The following is a 15,812-nucleotide window of genomic DNA, read 5'->3' on the forward strand; positions in this document are numbered from 1 at the left end:
CGCCGTGAACGCGGCGTCAAGAAATGGCGGTGGCCCGTCGAAACCGCGTATCGACCGGTGCTCCGCAGTCGCGCGGTGGTGACGATGGGTCCATGAGTCCTTGGCGGATGACACGCTGGGAACGCGGCGAGCCGCCACCCGGTATCGACACGGCCAGCGATCCCGGCGAGCCCGTGACAGGAGCGGACGAGCCGGAGCGGCGGCACGAGGCGCTGGTCAGCGTCCGGCTCGGTCCGTCCGCGCCCGGTAGTCACCTGGTGGAGTACCTGCGGCGCGAGCCGTGCGCGGTCGCGGCGTGGTGGATCGCCGCCGACGTCGACGCGGTGGTCCGCCTCTCCGCCGACAGCATCACCGTGCTGCACCGCGCCGTGGCCGACCTGCGCCTGCGCGCCGGGGTGGAGGTGGCGGAGGCCAACCACATCCTGCGCGCGCTCGACCTGACCAGGCCGACCGACCCGCGTACCGCAAAGGAAAGTCCGGCCTGGGTGGGGTCCGCCGCATGAACCGCCGCACTGGTGTTCACCGGATCGTGGTGGGAGTCGACCGCTCGTTCGCCGGGATGCAGGCGCTGCGCCGGTCGATGGGACTGGCCCGCCGCGACGGCGCGCAGGTGGACGCCGTCCGCGCCTGGGTCTTCGCGCCGACGTGGCGGCCTGGCACCCTGACCTGGCGGTGGCAGGACGAGTGCGACCGGGCGGCCCTGGTCTACCTGCGTGGCGTCTTCGACGCGGCGCTCGGTGGCCTGCCCCGGGACGTGACAGTGCGGCTGGTGGCCACTCAGGGGTACGCCGGGCAGGTGCTTGTCGACCACGCGCACCGCGATTCCGATCTGCTGGTCGTCGGCAGCCCGGATCGCGGCCGGTTCGGCCGGTCCCGTGGCCACGTCACCCGGTACTGCGTGACCCGTGCGGCCGTGCCGGTCGTCGCGGTGCCCGCGCCGACCTGGGCACGGGCCGCGACGATCCGCCGCTTCGCCCGCGACCTCGAACGATTCAGCCGATGACCAGTGCCCTGGCGCCGCCGCCGGTGACTGCCGCTCTCGCGACACGTGTGGAAAGGACCAACCCGACAATGGACGAGGCCCCGATGATCTTCGCCGTTCCGGTGCGCGACCTGCCGGGACGGCTGGTGCGGACGGTGCGGACCGGCCGTTCGCCGCAGGGGCAACGGGTGGGCATCGCCTTCACCCGACCGGAGTTACTGGTCGCCGCGATGGGCGCGGAGCAGCAGTGGGAAGAGCTGTGCGAGCCCGCGCTGCGGACCATGCTGCGCCCGCTCGGCATCGAGGTGATCCAGGTCGACCCGCTGCTGGTGGCCCCGCCACTTGACCGGGTCGACCCGGCACCCGCCTTCGGTCAGGCGCGTACGAAGCGCACCGCGTCCGCGACCACGTGGCCGTCGGTGTCCTCGGTGCGGATCAGCACGCTTCCGTCGCTGCCCGCAGTGAACTGGTAGGTGCCCAACGGCACCCACTGGCCGCCGGACTGTCGCTGGTTGACCGTCCGGGTGACCAACCCCCCGGAGTACGCGATGTCGACCGGCACGTTCGTCGCGCGGTTCGGGTCCGCGGTCCAGCGCAACTGCACCGTCCATGACCCGGAGGCCGGTAGCGTCGGTCGAAACCGCAGCCGGTTGACGCCCTTGGCGGTGTTGCCGTCGTGCTCGTAGTCGGGGCCGTAGTAGCCGCCGATGCTGGTGCTGCGCAGCCAGGTCCCGGCCCGGGTGATGCCGTTGGACGCGGCGTTGTCCAGGATCACTTCGCTGGTGGAGCCCCACTCCAGCACCGCGCCGTCCTGGCGCAGCCGGGTCTGGAGGGCGGGCACGGAGACGGCCTGCACGGCGAGGTTCCCGGCGAGCGCCAGGGACGCCGCTGTGGCAGCGGCCTGCCCGAGGATCATGAACACGGGTTCCATCCGGATCGAGCCGTACGCGATGTGACTCGCCGAGAGGCAGACCGGCACCAGCAGGTTGGCGCACTGCGCCTGGTGCGGCACTATCGCGCGGTAGCTCACCGGATACGGTGCCGGCACACCGATCTGCACGTCTCCCTCGTTGCGCACCTTGCCGTCGACGACCACCCGCTGACAGTTGTGCGAGTCCATCGTGTAGCTGGCCAGTCCCACCGAGTCGGTGGCGCGTACCCGGCCCCGACAGTCGGCCTCGGTCATCACGTACGCGGAGATCATCCGGCGTGCCTCGCGGATGTAGAGCATCGGTGGCCAGCCGCCAGTGCCGGTGAACTCGTCCACCGGCAGCCCCCACCGGGCCGTCGAGTCGCGGACCGACACCGGCAGTCGGGGGTCGTTGGCCAGGAACCACATCAGCCCCTGCTGGTAGGTGCGGTGCTCGGCGATGATGCTCTCGCGCGTGGCCCAGCTCGCCGTGGGGTACGCGTAGTTGAAGCCGATGTTGTCGGTCGACACGGCACCGTTGTTGTTGGAGTCGGTCTTCCCGCCGCCGACCGAGTGGGTGGTGAAGTACGGTCCCGCGTAGCCGGCCTGGATGTGCCGCAGCAGCAGCTCGTACCGGATCGGGTCGTACCCGGACGGCTTGCCGAACGGGATCCGGTTGGCCGCCTGGGTCAGGCACATCCGGAAGCAGTACGCCTGGATCTTGTCGTCGCCGCTGCCCTGCGGGGCGAGCGGTGTGGCGGAGATGCCCGGCAGCAGCCCGCTGGCGGGCGAGCCGGCCGTCACGTACGGGTCGACGGGGTAGGCGAACTGGTGGGTGTTGCGCGACTGCACCCCATTGATCGTCTCGCCGTAGGTGTCGTTGGACTCCCGCCCGACGGTGAACCCCACCCCGGCCATGGCCAGCAGATCCCCCTCGTAGGTGGCGTCGACGAACACCCCGCCCCGGTAGATCGACCCGTCCTCGGTGCGCAGCTCGGTGATCCGGTTCCCGGTTCGGCCCAGGCCGGCCAGCCGGGCGTCGACGACCACCGGCACGCCCGCCTCAGCCAGCATCTCGGCGAAGACGGCGGTGGCGACGCGCGGTTCGAAGGTCATCCGCAGCGGCGACGTCGGCGTGAGGGTTCCGCCGTGGTACTTCACGTACACCCGGCGGTAGAACTCGGCGGCCAGCCCGCCGATGGACGCCTGGACGCCGGTGTCGGTGGCGCCCAGTCCGGCGGTGCTCAACCCGCCGACGTGGCCGGTGGGCTCCACCACCACTGCGGTGCGGCCGAGCCGGCGCATGGTGATCGCGGCGGCCAGCCCGCCGGAGGTGGCGCCGTAGACGACAAGGTCGGCGGTGGTGACAGCGGCTCGGGCGGGGACGGCCCGGAACGGGTCGGTGAGACCGGCCAGGACGAGGCCGGCACCGCCGGCGACGAGCAGCCGACGACGGGACAGGGGCAGGGGCAGGGGCACGGACACGGCGGGCTCCCGAGGGGTAACCGGTGAAGGGGACGGTTACAGAAGCACGCCGCTGCCGCTGCGAGAGAAATTCTTCAATCTCTGCCGGCGGGTGTCAACGGTTCACGGCCGGTAGCGGTAACCCATTCCCGGCTCGGTGATGAGGTGGCGGGGGCGGGCCGGGTCGTCCTCCAGCTTGCGCCGAAGCTGGGCCAGGTACTGCCGCAGGTAGTTGGTCTCGTTCTGGTATTCCGGCCCCCACACGTCCTGGAGGAGCTGACGTTGGCTGACCAACTTGCCGGGGTGACGCAGCAGCTTCTCCAGCACGCTCCACTGGATGGGGGTCAGCTTGACCTCGGTGCCGTCGTCACGCAGCACGCTGTGGTCGGCCAGGTCGACTGTGTGCTGGCCGATCCGCAGAGCCGGCACCGCTTCGCTGGGCGCGCCCAGGCGGCGGGTCACCGCGCGGATGCGGGCCAGCAACTCCTCGACCCCGAACGGCTTGGTGACGTAGTCGTCGGCGCCCGCGTCCAGCGCCGCGACCTTGTCCTCGCTGCCGGCCCGGCCGGAGAGCACGATGATCGGCACTGTGGTCCACCCGCGCAGGCCCCGGATCACCTCCACGCCGTCGATGTCGGGCAGGCCGAGGTCCAGCACCACCAGGTCGGGCGGGTGGCTGGCGGCGGCCTTCAACGCGGCGGCCCCGGTGCCGGCGACATCCACGTCGTACCTGCGGGCGCGCAGATTGATGCGCAGGGCGCGCAGGATCTGCGGTTCGTCGTCGACGACCAGGATGCGCGTCATTCCTGCGGCCCCTCCGAGCTGGTCGGCGCGGCGGGCAGCCGCAGCACCATGGTGAGCCCACCGCCGGGCGTGGTCTCCGGGGTGATGCTGCCACCCATCGCCTCGGCCAACCCCCGGGACAGGGCAAGCCCGAGACCGACGCCGGTCTGGTTGTCCCGGTCGCCGAGACGTTGGAACGGCAGGAAGACGTGCTCCCACTGGTCCTCCGGGATGCCCGGCCCCCTGTCGATCACCCGCAGCTCCACCTGGCCGGCGTGCGCGCTGGCGGTGATCGTGGGCGGTTGATCCGGCGGGCTGTAGCGCAGCGCGTTGGCGACGATGTTGACAAGCACCCGTTCCAGCAGGCCCGGGTCGGCGGTGGCGGCCGGCAGGTCGGCCGGGATGTCCGTCCCGACGGTCGCGGCCGCCGGACCAAGTTCGTCCAACGCCAGGGGTACGGCGTCCTCCAGGCCGATAGCTGTCGCCGAGATGCCCAGCACGCCCGCCTGGAGCCGGCTCATGTCCAGGAGGTTGCCGACCAGCCGGGCGAGCCGGTCCAGCGACTCCTCGGCGGTCTCCAGCAGCTCCTCGCGGTCGGACTCGTCGAACTCGATGTCGTGGCTGCGCAGGCTGGTCACTGCCGCCTTCGCGGACGCCAGTGGCGTACGCAGGTCGTGGCTGACCGCCGCGAGCAGCGCGGTGCGCATCCGGTCGGCGGCGGCGAGGGGCCGGGCGGTGGCGGCCTCCTGGGCGAGCCGTTCCTGGCGCAGCGCGACGGCGGCCTGGGCGGCGAACGCCTCGACGATCCGCCGGTCGGCGGCCTCCAACCGCCGGCCGCTGAGCACGACGGTGATCCGGTCGTCGACAGGTACCGCCGTCTCGCCAGCGTCAGGCGTGCAGGCCGGCTGCTCGCCGACGCTGGCCACCACACACCAGGCGTGCTCCTCGCGGGCCCGTTCTGGTCGCCCGCTGGCCTCCTCGGCCAACTCCAGCACGCTCACCGCGCGCAGCCCGAAGGTCTCCCGGAGCTGATCGAGCAGTGCGGGCAGCGGACGTTCGCCGCGCAGCACGCCACCGGCGACGGCGGCGAGGGTCTGCGCGTCGGCGGCGGCCCGCGCGGCCTCCCGGGTACGACGGGCAGCAACGTCGACGATCCAGCTCACCGCGAGGGCCACCCCGACGAAGACGGCCAGGGCGAGCAGGTTGTCCGCCTCGGCGATGGTCAGCGTGCGGAACGGCGGCGTGAAGAACCAGTTGAGCAGCAGCGAGCCGCCGAGCGCGGCCACCAGGGCCGGCCACACCCCGCCGACCAGCGCGACCCCGACGACCCCGGCGAGGAACAGCAGGATGTCGTTCGTCAGCGTCAGGTCGGGCAGTGTCTTCAGCAGCACTGTGAGCAGCGGCATGCCCAGCACCGCCAGGCCGAAGCCGAGCAGCCTGCGGCGTCGGGACAGCGCCGCCGGTACGGCCGCCGCCCGGCGACCCTTGCCGGCCTGCTTGTGGGTGACCAGGTGAACGTCGATCGAGCCGGAGAGCGCTGTGGTGGTCACCCCGACACCCCTGGCGAAGATCTGCGCGAGGCGACCCCGCCGGCTGGCCCCCAGCACCAACTGGGTGGCGTTCACGCCCTGGGCGAAGTCCAGCAGCGCGGCCGGCACGTCGGTGCCGAGCACCTGGTGGTACGTGCCGCCCAGGCTCTCCACCAGCACTCGTTGCCGGGCCAACTGGGCCGGGTCGGCGCCGGCCAGGCCGTCGCTGCGGGCCACGTGCACGGCGAGCAGGTCGGCGCCCTTGCTGCGGGCCGCGACCCGGGCCGCACGACGGATCAGCGTCTCACCCTCCGGGCCACCGGTCAGCGCGACCACCACCCGTTCCCGAGCCTCCCAGGTGGCCGCGATCCCCTGCTGGCTGCGGTAGCGGTCGAGCTGCTCGTCGACCTTGTCGGCCAGCCAGAGCAGCGCCAGCTCGCGCAGGGCGGTGAGGTTGCCGACCCGGAAGTAGTTGCCCAACGCGGCGTCGATCTTGTCGGGTCGGTAGATGTTGCCGTGCGCCATCCGCCGACGCAACGCTTCCGGGGTCATGTCGACCAGCTCCACCTGCTCGGCGGCGCGGACGATCTCGTCCGGCACGGTCTCCCGCTGGGTGGTGCCGGTGATCTGCGCGACGACGTCGTTCACCGACTCCAGGTGCTGCACGTTGACAGTGGACAGCACGTCGATCCCGGCGTCGAGCAGCTCCTGGACGTCCTGCCAGCGCTTGTCGTGCCGACAACCGGGCACGTTGCTGTGCGCCAGCTCGTCGACCACAGCGATCTGTGGCCGGCGGGCCAGCACCGCGTCCAGGTCCATCTCGGTGAACGCCGCACCGCGGTAGTCAATGGTGCGGCGGGGCACCTGCTCCAGGTCGCCGAGCATCGCGGCGGTGTGTTGACGGCCGTGGGTCTCCACGAAACCGATCACCACGTCGGTGCCGCGCGCGGCCCGCCGCTGGGCCTCCTCCAACATGGCGTACGTCTTGCCGACGCCGGGGGCGGCCCCCAGATAGATGCGCAGTTCTCCGCGTGGCACGGGGACCATCCTCCCTGGTCAGATGGGCGGGCGGGGCCGCGCCGGTCGGCACGGCCCCGCCCGCGAGAGTGCTCAGCGTGCGGCGAACTGCTTGTCGAGCGCGAGGTTGAGCTCCAGCACGTTGACGCCGGGCGCGCCCATGAAGCCCAGCCCACGCCCGCCGGTGTGCTCCTCGACCAGCTTGCGGACCGCCGCCGGGTCCGCGCCGCGCTCCCGCGCGACCCGGTTCACCTGCAGTTCGGCGTACGCCGGGCTGATCTGCGGGTCGAGACCGCTGGCGCTGGCGGTGACCGCGTCGGCGGGCACCGCCGGGTCGGCGGGCGCGTCGCCCCGGATCGGGGTGACCACCCCGCCGGCGGCCACGTAGTCCTCGCCCGGCTGGGCCGGCTCCACAGTCACCCCCTGGTACTCGGTGACGAAGGGCGTCGCCGGGGCGGCCTGGTTGACGCTGACCACCCGGGTGACCGGGCCGGTCAGGCCGTCGGCGCGGAAGACCGCGAGCACGGCGCCCACTCCGTCGTCGGTGCAGTACGGGCGCCCGCCGTCGACGCCGTTGAGCTCGCCGACCGACTTGCTGCGCCCGCACACCTGGGTGAGCAGGCTCTCGCTGGATTCCTCCGGGTCGGTGGCGATGGTGTCGACAACGCTCTCCGGGCCCAGGTTGCTGGCCGAGGTGGAGGTCGGGTCGTAGCCGTCGCCGGCGGCGGAGGGGCGGGACTGGAAGTACCTGGCGACGGGGTTGCCGTCCGCGTCGGTGAAGGACTGACCGATCAGCGCGCTGCCGACGGTCGTCCCTCCCGAGGAGATCAGCGAGCCGTCGGCCTTGTGGTTGAGGCCGGGTAGCTGACCGAGCGCTACCAGGGCCAGCGGGTAGACCAGGCCGAGCAGCACGGTGAAGACGAGTACGGCGCGCAGCGCGGCGAGGTGTTGGGCGATCCAGGTGGGTAGGCGCATCACGAAATCCCCGGGATGAACTGGATGAGCAGGTCGATGAGTTTGATCCCGATGAACGGCACGATGATGCCGCCCAGCCCGTAGACCAGCAGGTTGCGGCTGAGCAGCTTCGACGCGGCGGCCGGCCGGTACCGCACGCCACGCAGGGCGAGCGGGATCAGCGCGATGATCACCAGGGCGTTGAAGATGACAGCGGACAGGATCGCCGACTCCGGGCTGGACAGCCGCATGATGTTCAGCGCGTCCAGGCTCGGGTAGAGGCCGGCGAACATGGCCGGGATGATCGCGAAGTACTTCGCGATGTCGTTGGCGATGCTGAAGGTGGTCAGCGCGCCGCGCGTGATCAGCAACTGCTTGCCGATCTCCACGATCTCGATCAGCTTGGTCGGGTCGGAGTCGAGGTCGACCATGTTGCCGGCCTCCTTGGCAGCCGACGTGCCGGTGTTCATGGCCACCCCGACGTCGGCCTGCGCGAGCGCCGGCGCGTCGTTGGTGCCGTCACCGGTCATCGCGACCAGGCGGCCACCCTCCTGCTCCCGCTTGATCAGCGCGAGTTTGTCCTCCGGTGTCGCCTCGGCCAGGAAGTCGTCCACCCCGGCCTCGTCGGCGATCGCCTTCGCGGTGCGCGGGTTGTCGCCGGTGATCATCACGGTTCGGATGCCCATCCGGCGCATCTCGTCGAACCGCTCCCGCATGCCGGACTTGACCACGTCCTTGAGGTGGATGACGCCAAGCGCTCGGGCGGGCGCACCGTCGACGTGCTCGGCGACCACCAGCGGGGTGCCGCCGGTGCCGCTGATCGCGTCCACGATCTCGCCGACCTGCTCGGTCGGGTGGCCGCCGTTCTCCCGTACCCACTTCATCACCGCGGCGGCGGCGCCCTTGCGGACCCGGCGGGCCGTGCCCACCGCGCCGGCGTCCACGCTGGCGTCCGGGGTGAGGTCTACGCCGCTCATCCGGGTCTGCGCGGTGAACGGTACGAAGGTGGCGTGCGGCATCACGCCCGGCTCGCGCTCGCGCAGCCCGAACTCGTTCTTCGCCAGGACGACCACCGAGCGCCCCTCCGGGGTCTCGTCGGCCAGGCTGGACAGCTGCGCGGCGTCGGCCAGCGCCGCGGGGTCGACCCCCTCCACCGGTACGAACTCGGCGGCCTGCCGGTTGCCCAGCGTGATGGTGCCGGTCTTGTCCAGCAGCAGGGTGTTGACGTCGCCGGCCGCCTCGACGGCCCGGCCGCTCATGGCCAGGACGTTGCGCTGCACCAGCCGGTCCATGCCGGCGATGCCGATGGCGGAGAGCAGCGCGCCGATGGTGGTGGGGATCAGGCAGACCAGCAGCGAGATCAGCACCACGCCGGTCACACCGGAGTCGGTGATCGCCCCGCTGTCCGGCGCCGCCGCCTGGTACGCCTTGGAGAAGATGGCCAGCGGCTGGAGGGTGACGACGGCCAGCAGGAAGATGACAGTGAGCGCGGCGAGCAGGATGTTCAGCGCGATCTCGTTAGGCGTCTTCTGCCGGTTGGCCCCCTCGACCAGGGCGATCATCCGGTCGATGAAGCTCTCCCCCGGCTTCTGGGTGATCTTCACGATGATCCGGTCGGAGAGCACCTTGGTGCCGCCGGTGACCGCGCTGCGGTCGCCGCCGGACTCCCGGATGACCGGGGCGGACTCGCCGGTGATGGCCGACTCGTCGACGCTGGCGATGCCCTCGACGATGTCGCCGTCGCCGGGGATGATGCCGCCCGCCTCGACGAGCACGACGTCGCCCTGACGCAGGTCCGGCGCGGGCACCGCCTCATCGCGGTAGGTGTTGGCCCGCGCGCCCGGCTTCCAGTCGATCAGCCGGGTGGCGATGGTGTCCTTCTTCGCCTGCCGCAGGGTGGCGGCCTGGGCCTTGCCCCGACCCTCGGCGACCGCCTCGGCCAGGTTGGCGAAGACCACTGTCAGCCAGAGCCAGATGGTGATCGCCCAGGCGAACACCGACGGGTCGATCACCGCCAGGACCGTGGTGAAGGCCGCGCCGACCTCCACGATCAGCATCACCGGGTTGCGCCACAGCGTGCGGGGGTTGAGCTTGCGGACCGCGTCCGGCAGGGACCGGATCAACTGCTTGGGGTCGAGCAGGCCCCCGCCGATCCGGTTGCCCTGGGTGGCGGGCGTGCCGGGGAGTTGCTCTGTCGGGGCGGACGTGACGGACATGTCCTCGTTCCTCATGATGGTCAGAGCCCCTCTGCCAGCGGACCGAGCGCGAGCGCGGGCAGGAAGGTCAGCGCGACGAGGACCACAGTGACGCCGACGACCATGCCGATGAACAGCGGTCGGTGGGTCGGCAGGGTGCCCTCGGACGCGGGGGTGGGTGCCTGGCGGGCCAGCGAGCCGGCCAACGCGAGCACGAAGATCAGCGGCAGGAACCGGCCCAGCAGCATGCACAACCCGAGCGCTGTGTCCCACCAGGTCGTGTTGACTGTGATGCCGCCGAACGCCGAGCCGTTGTTGTTGCTGGCCGAGGTGAACGCGTACAGCACCTCGGAGAGGCCGTGCGGGCCGACGTTGAGCGCCGTGGAGTTGTTGCCGGTGCCGAACGCGGCCGCCGTGCCGACGAGCACCAGGATCGGCGTGATCAGGAAGTAGAGCGAGGCGAACTTGATCTCGCGCGACCCGATCTTCTTGCCCAGGTACTCGGGAGTGCGACCCACCATCAGGCCGGCCACGAAGACCGTGATCACCGCGAGGATGAGTAGGCCGTACAGCCCCGAACCGGTGCCGCCCGGCGCGACCTCGCCGAGCATCATGTTGACCATCGTCATCATGCCGCCGAGCGAGGTGAACGAATCGTGGAACGAGTTCACCGCACCGGTCGAGGTGAGCGTGGTGGCGGCGGCGAAGGTGGCCGAGTTCGACACGTCGAACCGCACCTCCTTGCCCTCCATCGCCGCGCCGACCGCCTGCGGCACCGTGCCGTGGCCGGCCAGCTCGAAGATGTTGGTGATGGCGACGCTGAGGAACGCGAGGATGCCCATCACCGCGGCGATGGCATAGCCCTGCCGGTTCTGCCCGACCATCCGGCCGAAGACCCGGGGCAGGCTGAACGGGATCAGGAAGATCAGGAAAATCTCCAGCCAGTTCGTCCAGGTGGTGGGGTTCTCGAACGGGTGCGCACTGTTGACGTTGTAGAAGCCGCCACCGTTGGTGCCCAGCTCCTTGATCACCTCTTGGCTGGCCACCGGACCACCGGTGATGGTCTGGGTGCCACCGGTCAGCGTGCTCACGTCGGTGCCGGCGGACAGGTTCTGCACCGCCCCGCCGATCATCAGCGCGATCGCGCCGAGCACCGCGATCGGCAGCAGGATCCGCAGCGTGATCCGGGTCAGGTCGACCCAGAAGTTGCCGAGCTGCCCGGTGCGGCTGCGGGCGAAGCCGCGTACCAACGCGACAGCCACAGCGATGCCGACCGCCGCCGAGACGAAGTTCTGCACTGCCAGGCCGGCCATCTGCACCAGGTGGCCCATCGTCGACTCACCCGAGTACGACTGCCAGTTCGTGTTGGTCACGAACGACACGGCAGTGTTCCACGCGCCGTGCGGCACCACCGGGTCGAACCCCAGCGACAGCCACAGGTGGTTCTGCACCCGTTGGAACAGGTACAGGAACAGGATCGAGACCGCGGAGAACGCCAGCACGCTGCGGGCGTACACACCCCAGGTCTGCTCGGCGGCCGGGTTGACCCCCACCAGACGGAAGACTCCCCGCTCGACCCGCGACTGCTTCGTGCCGGAGACCGCCCGGAACATGTAGTCGCCGAACGGCTTGTAAACGGCGACCAGGGCCGCCACCAGCGTCAACACGAAGATGACGCCCGCTGTTGTCATGGTCATCAGAAGCGCTCCGGAAACAGCAGGGCGAACACCAGGAACGCGCCCAGGACGACCGCGAGCACCAGACCGACGGCGTTGACAGCGTTCACAGCTTCTCCACCGCCCGGACCACCAGGGCGAGCACTGCGAACAGCACCACCGTCAGGACCACGAACACCACGTCAGACACGCTGACTCCTCAGCCGGAAAGGTTCGTCGCGACCGCCTTCCGGTCGCGCCGGGCAATCAAAGCCCCACCACCCGCCGGACGGCAGGGGTCATAACGCGACCATGACGGGGGCGAACCTTTTCTTGACGTGGTTTTCACACCTGCCCACTGAACAGGTGAAATGCGGCACAGACCCTCGGTGGTCCGCGGGGCGGCCAGGGCCAGTTGCGCGTCCTTTGCTCTGCTTCAACGGGCGCAACAGAGAGGCGCCCAAACCATTGCGTGGGTTGAAGCAGAGCAAAGGATGGAGAGAGGCCGGGCGCGGCTCCGGCGTCGTCGCTGGGCGGCGGCGCGGCGCTGGGCGGTGAGAGGTGCGGGGCCGGATCAGGCCGGACGGCGGGCCACCAGCACGTCGCGCATGATCGACTGGTCCACCCGGTGCCGCAGCGCGCGGTAGGGCTCAGAGTCGACCACTGTCAGGCCGGCGTCGGCCAACGCCGTCGCCGCGTCGTCCCGACTGGCGACGTGGGTGTTCCAGGAGATCCCGAGCGCACCGCCGGGGCGCAACAACCGGGCCCAGACCGGCGCGGCGTCCGCGAGCAACGACAGCGGGTCGCGGGTCAACCCCTGCCCAGCGGTACGACTGCCGTGCTGCACGCCGTACGGCGCGTCGGCGACGACCAGGTCCACGGTCTCCGGGCGGAAGAACTCCGCCGACCGGGCCGTATCGGCGTTGACCACGTCCAGCAACTGCGTCTGGCCGGCCTTGTGCTCCTCACGGGTCGGCGCCAGCTCGATCCGCACCCGCCGGCCGACCACCTTGCGCTCCCGCCGCACCGGCCCCGACTCCAGCACCCGGTGCTTGACCCGCTTCTGCTTCAGCCAGGTGGTGATGAACGCCCGGTACGCCTCGACGTCCTTCTGGTCGCGCTCGATCCCGGCGGCGTCGAAGCCGTACATGAGCGCCTGGTTGAGGGTGGTGCCCCGACCACAGAGCGGGTCGAGCACCCGAAACCGGCGGCTGGTCATCTCGACGGCCCAGTCCGAGGCGAGCAGTGTGACGTTGAGCAGCAGCTTGGTGAACTGCTCGTTGGTCTTGCCCGGGTACTTCTGGATGGTGAGCAGATCGTCGTCGTAGCGGTCCAGACGGCTCCACTCGATCGGCCGCAACAGCTCACCGACGATCTCGAACAACGCGTACCCGGCGGAGAGGTTACCCAGGACGGCCAGGTCACGCTCGGTCAGCCCGTCGCCGGTGAAGGTGATGTAGGACGCCCCTCCGACGACCTCGGTGTCCAGTTCGCCGATCCGGCCGTCCAGCGCCGAGCGGCCGAAGATCTCCAGCTCGGCTCGGGTGAGGTCGACGGCGGCGCGGGCGTACACCCGGTTGGTGGCGGGCAGGATCAGCAGGCCGTAACGCGTCATGATCCGGCGAGTATTCCACAACCAGTCACTGTCGCCGGGAACCGGAGCGGCTGCCGGAGCGACTACCGGTACATGGGGTGTGAGCAGTGGCGGGAGGTCCTGTCCGCGCAGTTGGACGGGGAGGAGACCGCCGCCGAACTGACGGCGGTGCAGGGGCACCTCGACGGGTGTGCCGAGTGCCGGGCCTGGTTCACGGCGGCGGCCGCGGTGACCCGTCGGGTCCGTACCCGATTGGTGGTTGAGGTGCCCGACCGGACGGCGGCGATCCTCGCCGCCGCCAGCGCGGCCCCGGCCCGCCGGTCACTGTGGCGGCGTGGCCCGCTGGTCGCCGGCCTGCGGAAGGTGCCCGGACGGGGCCAGCTCGCCGCCGGGTTGCGCGCGGCCTTCGGACGTGGCCCGCTCGTCGCCGGCCTGCGGTCGGCGCTCGGGCTGCTCGGCGCTGTGCAACTGGTGCTCGGTCTGGCCCAGGTGGGCCGGGGCGCGACCGCCGATCACCTGCACCCCACCGGCCAGCACCTGTGGCACGAGTCGGCGGCGTGGAACGTGGCAGTGGGCGCGGGCTTCCTCTTCGTGGCGCTGCGCCGCAGCCCACCCGCCGGGCTGCTGCCGATGCTCAGCGCGTTCGTCGGCACGTTGCTGCTGCTGTCGGTAAACGACCTGGCCACCGGTTCGGTGGGCGGGGAACGGCTGATCAGCCACGGCTTCCTGGTGGTCGGCTACCTGATCACCGTGCTGCTGTCCCGGCCCGGGCTGCGCCCCGGTGGCCCGGCACCACAACGGCAGCCGACACCGTCGCGCTGGCGGTTTGGGGCCGACGAGGTGGACCGGCCGCTGCGCGTGGTAGGCCCCGAGTCCTATCCAGTGCAGGCCGCCGATCGGTACGCGGCACCGGCGGCGCATGCCGGTCGATCCACCCGCACCGGCGAGGCCGACGAGCGGCGGGCCGCCTGATCGGCTGAGTCAGCCCACCTGCCGCTGCCGCGCGCGATGGGCGCGCAGGTTGGTCGGGTGCCCACAGGCGCGTACGGAGTGCCAGACTCCGCTGTTGTTGCGGGAGCGGTCGTAGAACGCCACTCGGCAGCGGGGGTTGCGGCAGGTCTTGATCCGCCGTCCGACGTCGGCGAGCTGCGCCTCGAACAGCGTGGCGAGGACGAGCGAGACCAGCAGATCGGCACCGACCCCGGCCGGGTCGAGGTGGACGGATCCGCCTCGATCGAGTCGGAGGGTGGCGCCGCTGGTACGAGATCCGGTCGAAACCCGGTACGACGCCGTGACGGGTTGCCCGGGGTCGGGCGTGACGTGGAGCCTGGCATCGATCTCGTCCAGCAGCTCCTCGCGAAAGATCCGTAGTGCCCGGAGCCCCGCGGCGTCGAGCGTGACGTCGGGCGCCGGGCGCCCGGTGGCCGTCGACCACTGCCCGACGGCCACCCGTGCCCACTCGGTAGCGCTGCCCAGATCGTCCAGGAGGTCCGGATGCCGTGGCGCGCCGGCCGAGATCGTGTTGAGCAGATCCTGGACGAGCCCGAGGCCGCCCGGGGCGTGGTCGATGCCGTACCTCGCGGTGGCGATCCACGGCCCGGCCACCGCATCGACCGTGCGTTCGGGCATGGAGGGCGTCATCAGCTCACTTCCCGAGCAGGGCAAGTGCCCCGTACCACGCCGGTCCCGGATTCACCCAGTCTGGGTAGAGCCGCACCATCTCGTCGAAGAACTCGCGGGCTGTCGACTTCTCGGCCAGCAGTCGCTCCACGTTCAGCAGGTACTCCCGTGTCAGGTCGATGCTTGCCGGGTCGTCGGGGCGGTCCCGATTCTTGTGGCCGGCGACGACTGCGCGCGGCGCGAGCGCTTCGACGCGGTCGAGGGCGTCAAGCCAATGCCTTAGGCCGCCGTCGACCGTCTCCACGATGTACTGGTGAACCCCGTTGTAGACCACGTCACCGGCGACCACCAGGCCGATCGACGGAACGTGCAGGACAGTGGTCTGATCGGTGTCGGTGTGTCCGGTCTCGACGGGCTGGATGAGATTGCCCTCGAGCAGGAACCCTTCGGCCGGCACGGACACCGCATCGACCGGCGACTCCGGGATGAGGCCGGGGAAGACCCGGTCGAACAACTCGCTCCGTCCGACGGTGGCCTGCTGGTGCATGACCTCGATGGTGCCGGGCGTCGCGTAGGTGACCGCGCCGGGGAAGCGCTTGACCAGCTCACCCGCGCCGAACCAGTGGTCGCCATGCCCGTGGGTGGCGTAGATGTACGTCAGCCGCTTACCCGACTGTGCGATCCAGTCGCCCACCTTCGAGATCTGCTCGTGGGTGAACGGTGGATCCACGAGGAGCGCCTCCTCGGCTCCGAAGATCAACGTTGAAGAGACCGGATTCCAGTGGATCCGTGACCCGTCCGGCATGCGCTGGTCACCCGCTCGCACCGGACCGTCCGAGACAAAGACCTCGTAGGACAGGGCAGATGTGGTCATGTCTCCTCCTCGGTGACGCGATCGCCCGCATGTCGCGGATGGGTACCCGCCGACCATTGAAATAACCATAGCCACTATGCCTATTTCACTGCGATCATCACGCCCGTGGCCTGCGGCACACCACAGGTCGGGCACACCGAGGACCGCCGGCTGAAGGTGAGCCGGCACGCCACTTGGCCAGGGCAGGGCGGCCCGACCCGAGACCGGGTGCGGGTCCGGGCTGCTGCTTGCTACG

14 protein-coding genes are annotated in these 15,812 nt (G+C 70.8%); 4 read left to right on the plus strand and 10 right to left on the minus strand.

The window, feature by feature from the left end; translation table 11 throughout:
- Window positions 1-92: 92 nt before the first annotated feature.
- Genes AB0C20_RS02385 through AB0C20_RS02395 form a run of 3 tightly spaced genes read left to right on the plus strand, consistent with a single transcriptional unit; the run spans window position 93 to window position 1,455 of the window.
- Entirely contained in the window at window positions 93-503 is a 411-nt protein-coding gene (locus AB0C20_RS02385; RefSeq protein ID WP_357567058.1) for a hypothetical protein, read from the plus strand.
- Window positions 500-1,003, plus strand: a complete 504-nt coding sequence (locus tag AB0C20_RS02390; RefSeq protein WP_357567060.1) for a universal stress protein — start codon at window positions 500-502, stop codon at window positions 1,001-1,003. Before AB0C20_RS02385 ends, AB0C20_RS02390 begins: the two co-directional genes overlap by 4 nt.
- Window positions 1,000-1,455: an SAV_915 family protein gene (locus AB0C20_RS02395; RefSeq protein WP_357567061.1), complete on the plus strand. Its 456-nt coding sequence runs from the start codon at window positions 1,000-1,002 to the stop codon at window positions 1,453-1,455. Before AB0C20_RS02390 ends, AB0C20_RS02395 begins: the two co-directional genes overlap by 4 nt.
- Here AB0C20_RS02395 and AB0C20_RS02400 read toward each other — a convergent pair.
- The 8 genes from AB0C20_RS02400 to AB0C20_RS02435 all read right to left on the minus strand — a co-directional run bounded on the left by AB0C20_RS02400 (window position 1,356) and on the right by AB0C20_RS02435 (window position 13,104).
- Window positions 1,356-3,377 (minus strand): FAD-dependent oxidoreductase, encoded by a 2,022-nt coding sequence (locus AB0C20_RS02400; RefSeq protein ID WP_357567062.1) that lies wholly within the window; start codon window positions 3,375-3,377, stop codon window positions 1,356-1,358. The genes AB0C20_RS02395 and AB0C20_RS02400 overlap by 100 nt on opposite strands.
- A gap of 102 nt (window positions 3,378-3,479) precedes the next feature.
- Window positions 3,480-4,160: a response regulator gene (locus AB0C20_RS02405; RefSeq protein ID WP_238683747.1), complete on the minus strand. Its 681-nt coding sequence runs from the start codon at window positions 4,158-4,160 to the stop codon at window positions 3,480-3,482.
- Window positions 4,157-6,706 carry a DUF4118 domain-containing protein gene (locus AB0C20_RS02410; protein ID WP_357186442.1) on the minus strand — a complete coding sequence of 850 codons (2,550 nt, stop codon included), beginning with the start codon at window positions 6,704-6,706 and terminating at the stop codon, window positions 4,157-4,159. Before AB0C20_RS02410 ends, AB0C20_RS02405 begins: the two co-directional genes overlap by 4 nt.
- A 72-nt stretch (window positions 6,707-6,778) precedes the next feature.
- Entirely contained in the window at window positions 6,779-7,660 is an 882-nt protein-coding gene (locus AB0C20_RS02415) for a potassium-transporting ATPase subunit C (protein ID WP_357567064.1), read from the minus strand.
- Complete coding sequence (gene kdpB, locus AB0C20_RS02420; protein WP_357567065.1) at window positions 7,660-9,855, minus strand: potassium-transporting ATPase subunit KdpB; 2,196 nt, start codon at window positions 9,853-9,855, stop codon at window positions 7,660-7,662. The genes AB0C20_RS02415 and kdpB overlap by 1 nt, the downstream gene beginning before the upstream one ends.
- Before the next feature lie 20 nt (window positions 9,856-9,875).
- Complete coding sequence (gene kdpA / locus AB0C20_RS02425) at window positions 9,876-11,531, minus strand: potassium-transporting ATPase subunit KdpA (RefSeq protein WP_357567066.1); 1,656 nt, start codon at window positions 11,529-11,531, stop codon at window positions 9,876-9,878.
- The gene (gene kdpF, locus AB0C20_RS02430; protein ID WP_036410889.1) at window positions 11,531-11,620 is read right to left on the minus strand and encodes a K(+)-transporting ATPase subunit F; all 90 of its coding nucleotides are present in this window, start codon (window positions 11,618-11,620) and stop codon (window positions 11,531-11,533) included. Before kdpF ends, kdpA begins: the two co-directional genes overlap by 1 nt.
- A gap of 443 nt (window positions 11,621-12,063) precedes the next feature.
- Window positions 12,064-13,104 (minus strand): SAM-dependent methyltransferase, encoded by a 1,041-nt coding sequence (locus AB0C20_RS02435; RefSeq protein ID WP_357186455.1) that lies wholly within the window; start codon window positions 13,102-13,104, stop codon window positions 12,064-12,066.
- A 72-nt stretch (window positions 13,105-13,176) separates the two neighbouring features.
- On the opposite strand from AB0C20_RS02435, the gene AB0C20_RS02440 reads away from it, so the two are divergent.
- Entirely contained in the window at window positions 13,177-14,055 is an 879-nt protein-coding gene (locus AB0C20_RS02440; RefSeq protein WP_357186458.1) for a zf-HC2 domain-containing protein, read from the plus strand.
- A gap of 9 nt (window positions 14,056-14,064) precedes the next feature.
- Here the strand turns inward: AB0C20_RS02440 and AB0C20_RS02445 are convergent, their stop codons facing one another.
- Both AB0C20_RS02445 and AB0C20_RS02450 read right to left on the minus strand, forming a co-directional pair.
- Window positions 14,065-14,724 (minus strand): CGNR zinc finger domain-containing protein, encoded by a 660-nt coding sequence (locus tag AB0C20_RS02445; protein ID WP_357567067.1) that lies wholly within the window; start codon window positions 14,722-14,724, stop codon window positions 14,065-14,067.
- A gap of 4 nt (window positions 14,725-14,728) precedes the next feature.
- Complete coding sequence (locus AB0C20_RS02450) at window positions 14,729-15,577, minus strand: MBL fold metallo-hydrolase (RefSeq protein ID WP_357567068.1); 849 nt, start codon at window positions 15,575-15,577, stop codon at window positions 14,729-14,731.
- Between the last annotated feature and the right edge of the window lie 235 nt (window positions 15,578-15,812).

It is taken from the genome of Micromonospora sp. NPDC048843, assembly GCF_040649965.1.
Lineage (GTDB): Bacteria > Actinomycetota > Actinomycetes > Mycobacteriales > Micromonosporaceae > Micromonospora > Micromonospora hortensis.

Coding starts and splice junctions, on each gene's coding strand:
- AB0C20_RS02405 (WP_238683747.1), bottom strand. CDS start 4,160: ATGACGCGCATCCTGGTCGTCGACGACGAACCGCAGATCCTGCGCGCC.
- AB0C20_RS02445 (WP_357567067.1), bottom strand. CDS start 14,724: ATGACGCCCTCCATGCCCGAACGCACGGTCGATGCGGTGGCCGGGCCG.
- AB0C20_RS02435 (WP_357186455.1), bottom strand. CDS start 13,104: ATGACGCGTTACGGCCTGCTGATCCTGCCCGCCACCAACCGGGTGTAC.
- AB0C20_RS02440 (WP_357186458.1), top strand. CDS start 13,177: ATGGGGTGTGAGCAGTGGCGGGAGGTCCTGTCCGCGCAGTTGGACGGG.
- kdpA (WP_357567066.1), bottom strand. CDS start 11,531: ATGACCATGACAACAGCGGGCGTCATCTTCGTGTTGACGCTGGTGGCG.
- AB0C20_RS02385 (WP_357567058.1), top strand. CDS start 93: ATGAGTCCTTGGCGGATGACACGCTGGGAACGCGGCGAGCCGCCACCC.
- AB0C20_RS02415 (WP_357567064.1), bottom strand. CDS start 7,660: ATGCGCCTACCCACCTGGATCGCCCAACACCTCGCCGCGCTGCGCGCC.
- AB0C20_RS02395 (WP_357567061.1), top strand. CDS start 1,000: ATGACCAGTGCCCTGGCGCCGCCGCCGGTGACTGCCGCTCTCGCGACA.
- AB0C20_RS02450 (WP_357567068.1), bottom strand. CDS start 15,577: ATGACCACATCTGCCCTGTCCTACGAGGTCTTTGTCTCGGACGGTCCG.
- kdpB (WP_357567065.1), bottom strand. CDS start 9,855: ATGTCCGTCACGTCCGCCCCGACAGAGCAACTCCCCGGCACGCCCGCC.
- AB0C20_RS02390 (WP_357567060.1), top strand. CDS start 500: ATGAACCGCCGCACTGGTGTTCACCGGATCGTGGTGGGAGTCGACCGC.